The organism is Sphingopyxis sp. (assembly GCF_016463645.1).
Classification (GTDB): Bacteria; Pseudomonadota; Alphaproteobacteria; order Sphingomonadales; family Sphingomonadaceae; genus Sphingopyxis.
The window spans coordinates 1-9551 of the sequence record NZ_JAEMQX010000127.1 but is presented as its reverse complement, the minus strand read 5'-3'; the positions used below and the strand labels follow the sequence as shown (position 1 = coordinate 9551).

At 66.3% G+C, this 9551-nt stretch carries 9 protein-coding genes; 6 read left to right on the top strand and 3 right to left on the bottom strand.

What is annotated here, in order from left to right:
• Positions 1-8 precede the first annotated feature (8 nt).
• Positions 9-605 (top strand): GNAT family N-acetyltransferase, encoded by a 597-nt coding sequence (locus JHC57_RS18575; RefSeq protein ID WP_294031909.1) that lies wholly within the window; start codon positions 9-11, stop codon positions 603-605.
• Positions 606-637: 32 nt separating this feature from the next.
• On the opposite strand, the gene JHC57_RS18570 is transcribed toward JHC57_RS18575, so the two are convergent.
• Entirely contained in the window at positions 638-1231 is a 594-nt protein-coding gene (locus tag JHC57_RS18570; RefSeq protein ID WP_294031907.1) for a DUF937 domain-containing protein, read from the bottom strand.
• Positions 1232-1410: 179 nt separating this feature from the next.
• On the opposite strand from JHC57_RS18570, the gene JHC57_RS18565 reads away from it, so the two are divergent.
• The 3 genes from JHC57_RS18565 (at position 1411) to JHC57_RS18555 (ending at position 4715) form a co-directional block, all read left to right on the top strand.
• Complete coding sequence (locus JHC57_RS18565; RefSeq protein ID WP_039577117.1) at positions 1411-1809, top strand: DUF3597 domain-containing protein; 399 nt, start codon at positions 1411-1413, stop codon at positions 1807-1809.
• Positions 1810-1932: 123 nt separating this feature from the next.
• Complete coding sequence (locus tag JHC57_RS18560) at positions 1933-3777, top strand: DUF885 family protein (RefSeq protein WP_294031903.1); 1845 nt, start codon at positions 1933-1935, stop codon at positions 3775-3777.
• 14 nt (positions 3778-3791) lie between these two features.
• Positions 3792-4715 carry a DUF2268 domain-containing putative Zn-dependent protease gene (locus JHC57_RS18555; protein ID WP_294031901.1) on the top strand — a complete coding sequence of 308 codons (924 nt, stop codon included), beginning with the start codon at positions 3792-3794 and terminating at the stop codon, positions 4713-4715.
• Here the strand turns inward: JHC57_RS18555 and JHC57_RS18550 are convergent.
• Entirely contained in the window at positions 4705-5163 is a 459-nt protein-coding gene (locus JHC57_RS18550; protein ID WP_294031899.1) for a hypothetical protein, read from the bottom strand. The genes JHC57_RS18555 and JHC57_RS18550 overlap by 11 nt on opposite strands.
• 49 nt (positions 5164-5212) lie before the next feature.
• Positions 5213-6814 (bottom strand): phosphoenolpyruvate carboxykinase, encoded by a 1602-nt coding sequence (locus tag JHC57_RS18545; protein WP_294031898.1) that lies wholly within the window; start codon positions 6812-6814, stop codon positions 5213-5215.
• A gap of 278 nt (positions 6815-7092) precedes the next feature.
• On the opposite strand from JHC57_RS18545, the gene JHC57_RS18540 reads away from it, so the two are divergent.
• Both JHC57_RS18540 and JHC57_RS18535 read left to right on the top strand, forming a co-directional pair.
• The gene (locus JHC57_RS18540; protein WP_294031896.1) at positions 7093-7803 is read left to right on the top strand and encodes a response regulator transcription factor; all 711 of its coding nucleotides are present in this window, start codon (positions 7093-7095) and stop codon (positions 7801-7803) included.
• Positions 7793-9400: an ATP-binding protein gene (locus JHC57_RS18535; protein ID WP_294031894.1), complete on the top strand. Its 1608-nt coding sequence runs from the start codon at positions 7793-7795 to the stop codon at positions 9398-9400. Before JHC57_RS18540 ends, JHC57_RS18535 begins: the two co-directional genes overlap by 11 nt.
• Positions 9401-9551 lie beyond the last annotated feature (151 nt).

Sequence of the window (9551 nt, the reverse complement as noted above, 5' to 3'; positions counted from 1 at the left end):
TAGAAGACATGTTCGCGCGTACCGAAAGACTGTTGCTGCGGCCCGGCTGGCTGGAGGATGCCCCGGCGCTTGCCCAGGCAATCGGCGAGGAAGCGGTGGTCCGCAATCTCGCGACCGCGCCCTGGCCCTATGGCGAGGCGCAGGCGCGGGAATTCCTCAGCAAGCCGATCGACCCCGACCAGCCGCGCTTCCTTATCTTCGCGCGCACCGGCGGCGCGCCCCGCCTCGTCGGCGGCTGCGGCATTTCGCCGGGTCCGGAGGGCGATTCCGAAATGGGTTACTGGATCGCGCGCGCCTATTGGGGCCTCGGTTTCGCGACCGAGGCGGGGCGTCAGCTCGTCCATATCGCACGCGCGATGAACCTGCCGAAGCTGTCGGCGGGCCATTTCCTCGACAATCCGGCGTCGGGCGCAGTGCTGCGCAAGCTCGGGTTCAGGCCGACCGGCCGTGTGACGCAGCGCTACAGCCTCGCCCGCGGCGGCGAAGCGGCGTGCGCCCTGTTCGAGGAAGGCGACGCCGACGTCGATAGCAGCGTCACCCCGATGCGAAGCCGCATCGGGGTGGACGAGGATTTCCGCGAGGAATTGCGCCTGATCGCAGCGTAAGCGCGCCCCTCCCAAGCGGGAGGGGCCGCCGCTTATCCGCGCATCTTGTTCACCATGCCCATGATGTCGTCGAGCGGATTGCCGTCGCCGTCCATGTCGAGCATCTGGCCGATTCCGCCGAGACCGCCAGCCGACGGCGCGGTGCCGCCGCCCAGCGCACCGCCAAGGACATTGCCGAGCATGCCGCCAAGGCCGCCGCCGGCGCCACCCTGTCCGCCCTGCTTCGCCATATAACCCGCCGCCATCATCGCCAGCATCGGCAGCATCTGCTTGAGAATGCCCGTGTCGATCCCGGTCTGCGCCGCCGCCTGCCCGGCGACCGAGCGGCTGACATCCTTCGATCCGAAAATCTGACCGAGCACCTCATTGCCCTGACTCACCGGAGTGGGCTGCGATCCGAGCACCGAGTCGAGGAGGCCGCCGCCGCCGAGCTGGCCGAGCAGTCCGCCGAGAGCCCCGAGTCCTTCGGCGCCCCCGCCGCCCGCTTGCGCCTGCTTCTTGAAGCCGCCGAGGATCGCGGGAAGCAGCGCATCGGCGCCCTGCTTCGCCATGGCGGGGGGGATGCCCAACTCCTTCGCCATGGATTCGATGCCGCCGGCCTGCGCCAATATGTCGGTGAGATTCATGTCGTCATACTCCCGCTTCAACACGGACCGGACGCCGTGCCGATAAGAAGGAGTATAGCAGCAGGGGAGAAGAGGAGGAGTCGTTCATTTGACTGTCATTCTCAAATGCATAGTCCTAGCCTGCGACTGTGCGACTCGCCTGTCGGGTCGAGACGCGGTTTCTAGTGGGAGCTTGTACAATGAGCATTTTCGGCAAGATCAAGGACGCCATTTTCGGCAAAAAGGCCGTCGCTGCAGAACCCGCCGCTCCAGCCGCACCCAGCCCCGTCGGCACCGCGCTCGACGCCGCGACGCAGGCGATGGCGGCGGCCGCGGCAGCACCGGTCGACGTCGACGCCATCCTCACCGCCGAGGCCGCGAACGCCGGGCAGGATCTCAACTGGCGCACATCGATCGTCGACCTGATGAAGCTGCTCGGCATCGATTCGAGCCTCGCCAACCGCAAGGAGCTGGCGCAGGAACTCGGCTATACCGGTGAACTCGACGGCAGCGCCGAAATGAACATCTGGCTGCACAAGGCCGTGATGCGCGAACTCGCCGCGAACGGCGGCAAGGTACCCGCCGACCTTACCGACTGATAGACGGTCCATAATTTTCGACAGGGGGCGGGCTAGCATCGGCTTTTCCGCCCCCTTTTCGTTGACCGGCGCGCCGTGCCCCCTAGACAGGTTTCACAAGAAACAAGTCGCAGGGAGCCGCCAGTGCAACATCCGCTTTCCATCCCCGTCAGCCGCCGCCAAACGCTCGCCACGCTCGGCGCGGGCGGGGCGAGCCTCGCGATCGCCGGCCCCGCCGCAGCCTTGCAGACCGGACCCGAGAGCGACGCACAGAAGCTGCTCGACTCGGTTGCCGACAACCTGCTTGCACGATCGCCCGAGGGCGCGACCTCGCTCGGCATCGACACCGGCGCGCGCGCGAAGATGCGCGGCGAACTCGGCGACCGCTCGGCGGCGGGCGTCAGGGCGCTCGCCGATACGCTGAAAGCCGACCTCGCGCGCGTCCGCGCTTTCGACAGGACCGGGCTCGACCATGCGACGCGCACCAGCCTCGCGGTCGTCGAGAGCGCCTATGACGTCGCGCTCGCGGGCTTCGCCCTGCCCTATGGCGACGTCGCGATCGGCGGCTGGCGCAACACGCCCTATGTCGTGATCCAGAATGTCGGCGCCTATCTCGACGTCCCCAAATTCCTCGACAGCGATCATCCGGTGAAGTCGTCGGCCGACGCCGAAGCCTATCTCTCGCGCCTCAATGCCTTTCCCGGCGTGCTCGACGGCGAGACCGCACGACTGAAGGCCGCGGGCGGACAAGGGCTGATCGCCCCGGCCTTCCTGATCGACAAGGCGATCAAACAGATGGAAGCGACGGTCGCCGACGCCAAGGCGGGCGGGTCGATGGTCGAAAGCCTCGTCCGCCGCACCGGCGAAGCGAAGATCGCCGGCGACTGGTCGGCGCGTTCGGCTAAGATCGTAGAGGGTCCGGTCGCCGCAGCGCTCGAACGCCAGCTCGCCGAGTTGAAGGCGCAGCGGCCGAAGGCGACGATGGACGCCGGCATGTGGGCGCGTCCGGGCGGCGACGAATGGTATGCATGGGGGCTCCGCGCCTCGACCACCACGCGCATGACCCCCGACGAGATCCACGCGATGGGCCGCGAGGAACTCGCCGAGCTCCACGGCCGGATGGACCCGATCCTCGGGAAGCTGGGCTATACGCAGGGTTCGGTCGGCGACCGGATGAATGCGCTTGCCAGGGACCCCAAGTATAAATTCCCCGACAATGATCAGGGCCGCGCCGAGATCGTCGCCTATATCCAGACCTGGCTCGGCAAGATCCGCGCCGAACTGCCGCGCGCCTTCCGCACGTTGGTGAAAGGCAATGTCGAGGTGAAGCGCCTGCCGCTCGCCGAGGAGCCCGGCGCGCCCGCGGCCTATGGCGGCGCGGGGTCGATCGACGGGAGCGTTCCGGGCAAATTCTGGATCAATCTGCGCACCACCGAACTCCACAGCAAATATTCGCTTCCCGATCTCGCAATGCACGAGGCAATCCCGGGACATGTGTGGCAGGGCGAATATGCGAACCGGATGCCGCTCATCCGTACGATGCTCGCATTCAACGCCTATTCCGAAGGCTGGGCGCTCTACGCCGAACAGCTCGCCGACGAGCTTGGCCTTTACGACGATTTCGAAGTGGGCCGCCTCGGCTATCTCCAGTCGCTGGCGTTCCGCGCCTGCCGCCTCGTCGTCGACACCGGTCTCCACGCCAAGCGCTGGACGCGCGAGCAGGGCGTCGACTTTTTCGTCAAGGAAAACGGCTCGAACCCGCTCGAGGTCGCAAGCGAGGTCGACCGTTATTGCAGTTGGGCCGGGCAGGCCTGCGGATACAAGGTCGGGCACAGCGAGATCGTCCGCCAGCGCGGGCTGGCGCAGGCTGCGCTCGGGGCGAAATACGACCTGCGCGATTTCGACAAAGTCGTCGTCGAGGGCGGCAACGTCCCGCTCGACGTGCTGGCACAGAATGTCGCGGCCTATGTCGCGGGGGCGAAGGCGTGAGATTGCGCCGCACGATGCAAATCCTGTCCGGCATGGCGCTGCTCGCAGCGCTGCCGGGCAACGCCCATGAAGCTGCCGAACCGCACGGCGCAACGCGCGTCACTATTGTGACGACGGATGTTGATCGCTTCTACGCGCTATATGACGATCCCGCGCTTGCAACGCAGCCCGAGACAGTGGCGGCGCGCTATCTCGCCGCCCCTTCACCGGGGCTCGCGGAATTCATGGTGATGCGCCGCATCACGCCGGAAAAGCTCGCGGCCGTGCTGCGCGACAAACGCCAGGTCTTCGATGACGCGCGGGGTTGCGCGACCAAGCTTCCCGATGTTCGCAGGCGCCTCGTTGCCGCGACCGACCACCTCGCACAGATTTATCCCGCCGCGAAATTCCCGCCGATCACCATCGCCATAGGCCGCGCAACGACCGCAGGGACCGCCAATGCGAACGGGCTCTACATCGGTCTCGAAGCCCTGTGCGCCGCCAAATTCATCGAAGCCGACGATGAGGACCGCTTCGTCCACATCATCGGGCATGAATATGTTCATGCGCAGCAACCGCTGGCGCAGGTCGAGGATCGCGAGGAATCGGTTCTGCGCGCCGCGCTCGTCGAGGGCGCTGCCGAATTTGTCGCCGAGCGGATGACCGGCTCGGTCGGCTACCCCCTGCTCCACCAATGGGCCAAGGGTCGCGAGAAGGAATTGGAGACGGCCTTTCTCGCCGAAAAGGACCAAAAGGCGATCGGCTCGCGCTGGCTGTACAACCAGAAGGGCTCCGACGGCTGGCCGGGCGACCTTGGCTATTGGGTCGGCTATCGCGTCGCGAAGGCCCATTACCAGCGCGCGACCGACAAGGCGGCGGCGATCCGCGAGATCATCGAGATGCGCGACCCCGCCGCCTTCCTCGCGGAAAGCGGCTGGACGCCGGGGATCAGGCTTTAAGCATGGGGAACGGCGCGAGGTCGGGTTCGACGAAGCCGCGCCGCGCCGGCACCGAAAAGAGCAGTTCGCGACTGTAGAAGCGGAGCGGCCATTCGCGGCGCCCCATGTCCGAAAGCAGCAGCGCGTTGACGCGCACCGCCAGCCCCGTCTCGGCCGTTTTTGCAAGGAACAGCCGCACGCCCGCGACATAGGCGCGCGTGATACTGTCGTGATAGCCCTGCATATCGTCGTTCACCCCGCCGACGCTTTCGTTGAAGCGGCGGATGATGCCGCCGATCTCGGTATCGACGTCGATCTCCGGGTGCTCGCTGAGCAACCATAGACACGCGCCCAGATGCGCCTCGTGCGTCCAGACTTCGCGCGGGAGGGTGCACGCCAGCAGCCCTTCGCCGATCGCACGGATATCTTCGTCGCGCCCGAACAGGCGCGGTTTATATTCGGTGGTCATTGGTCCGGTCCTTCCGGGTGAATGAGCACCCGGAAGCGATCCGGGTCAATTATGCTGCGACGGCCGCCTGCGGCGCGGCCTGGCGGACGCCTTCGTCGACATGGTCCGCAAAGTGCGCGAAATTGTCGATGAATTGCCCGACGAGCGTCTGCGCCGTGCGGTCGTATGCCGCCTTGTCGGCCCACGCTTCGCGCGGATCGAGGAGCCCGCTGTCGACGCCCGGAACCGTGACGGGAACCATGAAACCGAAATTCGGATCCTTGCGGAACTCGGCGTCGTTCAGGCTGCCGTCGAGCGCGGCATTGAGCAGCGCGCGCGTCGCCTTGATAGGCATGCGCTTGATACCGTCCATCGTCGCCATACCGCCGGTCCAGCCGGTGTTGACGAGCCAGCACTGGACCCCGCCCCTCGCGATGCGTTCTTTCAGCAGGTTGCCGTACACCGACGGATGGCGCGGCATGAAGGGCGCACCGAAGCAGGTCGAGAAGGTCGCCTCGGGCTCGGTCACGCCGATCTCGGTCCCCGCGACGCGCGCGGTGTAACCCGACAGGAAGTGATACATCGCCTGATCGGGAGTCAGCTTCGCGATCGGGGGCAGCACGCCATAAGCGTCGGCGGTGAGCATGATGATGTTCTGCGGCACCGGCCCCATATTTGCTTCCGATGCGTTCGGAATGAAGTCGATCGGATAGCTGCCGCGGCTGTTCTCGGCGAGGCTCGCGTCGTCGAAATCGAGTTCGCGCGTTTCCGGGTCGATCACGACATTTTCGAGCACCGTGCCGAAGCGCTTCGTGGTCGCGAAAATCTCGGGCTCGGCTTCGGGCGAGAGGCGGATCATCTTGGCGTAGCAGCCGCCCTCGAAATTGAAGACGGCGGTGTCCGACCAGCCATGCTCGTCGTCGCCGATCAGCGTGCGCGAGGCGTCCGCCGACAGCGTCGTCTTGCCCGTGCCCGACAGACCGAAGAAGACCGCCGTGTCGCCGTTCGGGCCAATGTTCGCCGAGCAGTGCATCGGCATGACGCCCTTCACGGGAAGCAGATAGTTGAGGATGCCGAACACCGACTTCTTCATCTCGCCGGCATAGGCGGTGCCGCCGATCAGCACGAGCTTCTCGGTGAAGTTGACCGCAACGACGGTTTCGGTGCGCGTGCCGTGCTTCGCGGGGTCGGCGCGGAAGCTCGGCAGATCGACGATCGTATATTCCGCCGCAAAATTCGCGAGCTCATCGGCGGTGGGACGGCAGAGGAGCGTGCGGATGAACTGGCTGTGCCATGCATATTCGGTGACAACCTGCACCGCGACGCGATGTTCGGGCTGCGAGCCGCCGAAGAGCTGCTGGCGATAGAGGCGCGGGCGTTCCGCAAGATAGGCGAAGAAATCGGCCTTCAGCGCCGCGAAATGATCGGGTGTCATCGCCACGTTGGTCTTGCCCCACCAGATGGTGTCGCGCGTCTCGTCATCCTGAACGATGAACTTGTCCTTCGCGCTGCGGCCGGTGTGCTTGCCGGTCGCGACGACGAGCGGGCCGTCCTTGGCGAGCAGACCCTCATTGTGACGGACGGCGTCCTCTATCAGAGCCGACGTGCCCCAGTTTTCGGCCACATCCGCCTTCGTCCCGACGGTGTCGGTGCCGATCACAACCTTGGTCATTCGCTTCGCCTTTCCTTGTCCGGCGGCGGCGTTGCATACCTATGCAATGCTTAGCGAGCTAATGGGCTGGCCCGCATCTGCATGGGTGCCGACGTGTCCGCCGATTCCGAAATCCCGGCCGCGTTAGCCCGCTTGGCGGGGGAGGTCAAAAGATTAAAGCGGAGGTGCGCGGGGCTTGCGGCGAACGTGCGGGAAGGGAACCGGTGACAACGCCGCGATGTTGTCGCTGCCCGCCGGATAGGCTAATCGCTCCCTCGGGCCCGCCAAATGGAAAGAGCATGACGGCAACCATCGCGCTGGTCGACGACGACCGCAATATCCTGCAATCCTTGTCCATCGCGCTTCAGGCCGAAGGCTTTGTGACGCGCGTCTATTCGGATGGCGAGGCGGCGCTGAGGCCGTTGATCGACAATCCGCCCGACCTCGCCGTCTTCGATATCAAGATGCCGCGCATGGACGGGCTCGAACTGCTGCGGCGTCTGCGCGAAAAGAGCCAGCTGCCGGTGATCTTCCTGACGAGCAAGGACGACGAGATCGACGAGGCTCTGGGCCTCGCGATGGGCGCCGACGACTATATCGCCAAGCCCTTTTCGCAGCGCCTCGTCATCGCGCGCATCCGCGCCATCCTCCGCCGCGTCGAACTCAACCGCAGCGCGCCGAGCGAGGACGACGAACCCGTCGCCGAACCGATCACGCGCGGGCGGCTGCAAATGGATCCCGCGCGGCACAAGGTCGCTTGGGACGGCAAGGACGTCACGCTGACGGTCACCGAATTCCTGATCCTGGAGACGCTCGCCGCGCGTCCGGGCATCGTGCGCAGCCGCAACCAGCTGATGGACGCCGCCTATCAGGACGATGTCTATATCGACGACCGTACGATCGACAGTCATATCAAGCGGCTGCGGCGCAAGTTCCGCGAGGTCGATCCCGAATTCGACGCGATCGCAACCCTTTATGGCGCGGGGTATCGCTTTGCCGATGAAAGCTGACGTGCTCAAACCCGACGCCAGCGTCGCCGAGCAGGAGGAATCGCCGCTGGTGTGGTCGGCGCGCTGGTCGCTCACGACACGCATCCTCGCGGTCAACATCCTCGCGGTCGCGCTTCTCGCGGGCGGCTTCTATTATCTCGACACCTATCGCAGCCGGCTGGTCGATACGCGCATCGACGTGATGAAGGATCAGCTCGCGATGCTCGACAGCGCGCTCGAGGCCGCGCGGCCGGACCAGCGCGGGCGGCTGATCAGCGAATTCGCCGAAGCGACCGAATCGCGGCTCCGCTTTTATGCCGCCGACGGCCGGCGTATCTCCGACAGCTTCGGGACGGGGCCGCCGACCTATACGCTGCGCGACCCCGACCTGCAGCCGTGGAAACGCGATGCCGCCCGCGCGATGGATCGCGGCATCGACTGGATCGTCGGCGCACCGAGCTATCCCGAGTTCGAGGAACCGCGCATCGACAGTGCGAAGGCGTGGCCCGAGGTGGTCGAGGCGCAGTCGAGCGGGCTCGCGTCGAGTCGATTCCGCTACGCGCCCGAGCGCACCCCCCTGCTGAGCGCCGCGCGCGTGGTCGATCTCGAAACCCCGCAGACGGTGCTGATGACACTCAACGCGCGCGACATCACGCGCACCGTGCGCGCCGAACGCTTTCGCATCGCCGTCGTCGTCGCGATGGTGCTGATGGCGTCGGTGCTGCTTTCGCTCTTCCTCGCGCGCACGATCGTCCGTCCGCTGCGACGCCTCGCGCGCGCCGCGGTGCGCGTCCGGCTCGGTCGCGCGCGCGAGGTGGTCGTCCCGCGACTGCCCAGCCGCCGCGACGAGATCGGCACGCTCGCGCGCGCGCTCAGCGACATGACTCAGGCGCTGCGCGAGCGCATCGACGCGGGCGAGCATTTCGCCGCCGACGTGACGCACGAGCTCAAGAACCCGATCGCCTCGGTGCGCTCGGCGATCGAGGGGCTGGGTCGCGTCAAGAGCGACGAGCAAAGGGCGCAACTGCTTGCGATCGCCGACGAGGATGTCCGCCGGCTCGACCGGCTGGTCAACGACATCAGCGAAGCGAGCCGCGTCGACGCGCAATTGTCGCGCACCCTGTTCGAACCGATCGACGTCGGCATCATGATCGAATCGATGCTCGCAGCGCGCGCGGCGCGTATCGATGCCGATGCACCGCATCCGCGCATCGCCTTCGCGCGCCCGCGCAAGGGCACGACCGTGGTCATGGGCGACGGCCACCGGCTCGAACGTGCGATCGACAATGTCATCGACAATGCGATCAGCTTCTCGCCCGATAGCGGCCTCGTGTGCATCTCGGCGACGCTCCTCGGCGACGAGGTGCATGTGAAGGTCGATGATGATGGTCCGGGCATCGACCCCACCCAGCGCGACGCAATTTTCCGCCGTTTTCACAGCGAGCGGCCCGCCGGCGAAGCCTTCGGTCGCCACAGCGGGCTGGGCCTCGCGATCGCACGGACGATCGTCGAGGGGCATAGCGGGACGATCAACGCCAAGGATCGCGACGACGGAAAACCCGGCGCCAGCCTGCTCATCACCCTGCCCGCGCGCGACGGCGGGAACGAGGCGGGCTGACGCCGTCATCCTATCGCCTTGCGGCCCCGCACCGTCGCCGGTAAGCCATGCGCCATGCTTCCGAGCCGGACCAGAACCGATACCGTCAATATCCACGCCAGCTGCGTCGCCGCGGGCAATGGCGGCGTGCTGATCCTCGGCAATTCGGGAC

Bases quoted from the DNA above. Each gene is read 5' to 3' on its own strand.
- JHC57_RS18550 (WP_294031899.1), bottom strand. From the start codon at position 5,163: ATGACCACCGAATATAAACCGCGCCTGTTCGGGCGCGACGAAGATATC.
- JHC57_RS18555 (WP_294031901.1), top strand. From the start codon at position 3,792: ATGCAAATCCTGTCCGGCATGGCGCTGCTCGCAGCGCTGCCGGGCAAC.
- JHC57_RS18540 (WP_294031896.1), top strand. From the start codon at position 7,093: ATGACGGCAACCATCGCGCTGGTCGACGACGACCGCAATATCCTGCAA.
- JHC57_RS18575 (WP_294031909.1), top strand. From the start codon at position 9: ATGTTCGCGCGTACCGAAAGACTGTTGCTGCGGCCCGGCTGGCTGGAG.
- JHC57_RS18545 (WP_294031898.1), bottom strand. From the start codon at position 6,814: ATGACCAAGGTTGTGATCGGCACCGACACCGTCGGGACGAAGGCGGAT.
- JHC57_RS18570 (WP_294031907.1), bottom strand. From the start codon at position 1,231: ATGAATCTCACCGACATATTGGCGCAGGCCGGCGGCATCGAATCCATG.
- JHC57_RS18565 (WP_039577117.1), top strand. From the start codon at position 1,411: ATGAGCATTTTCGGCAAGATCAAGGACGCCATTTTCGGCAAAAAGGCC.
- JHC57_RS18535 (WP_294031894.1), top strand. From the start codon at position 7,793: ATGAAAGCTGACGTGCTCAAACCCGACGCCAGCGTCGCCGAGCAGGAG.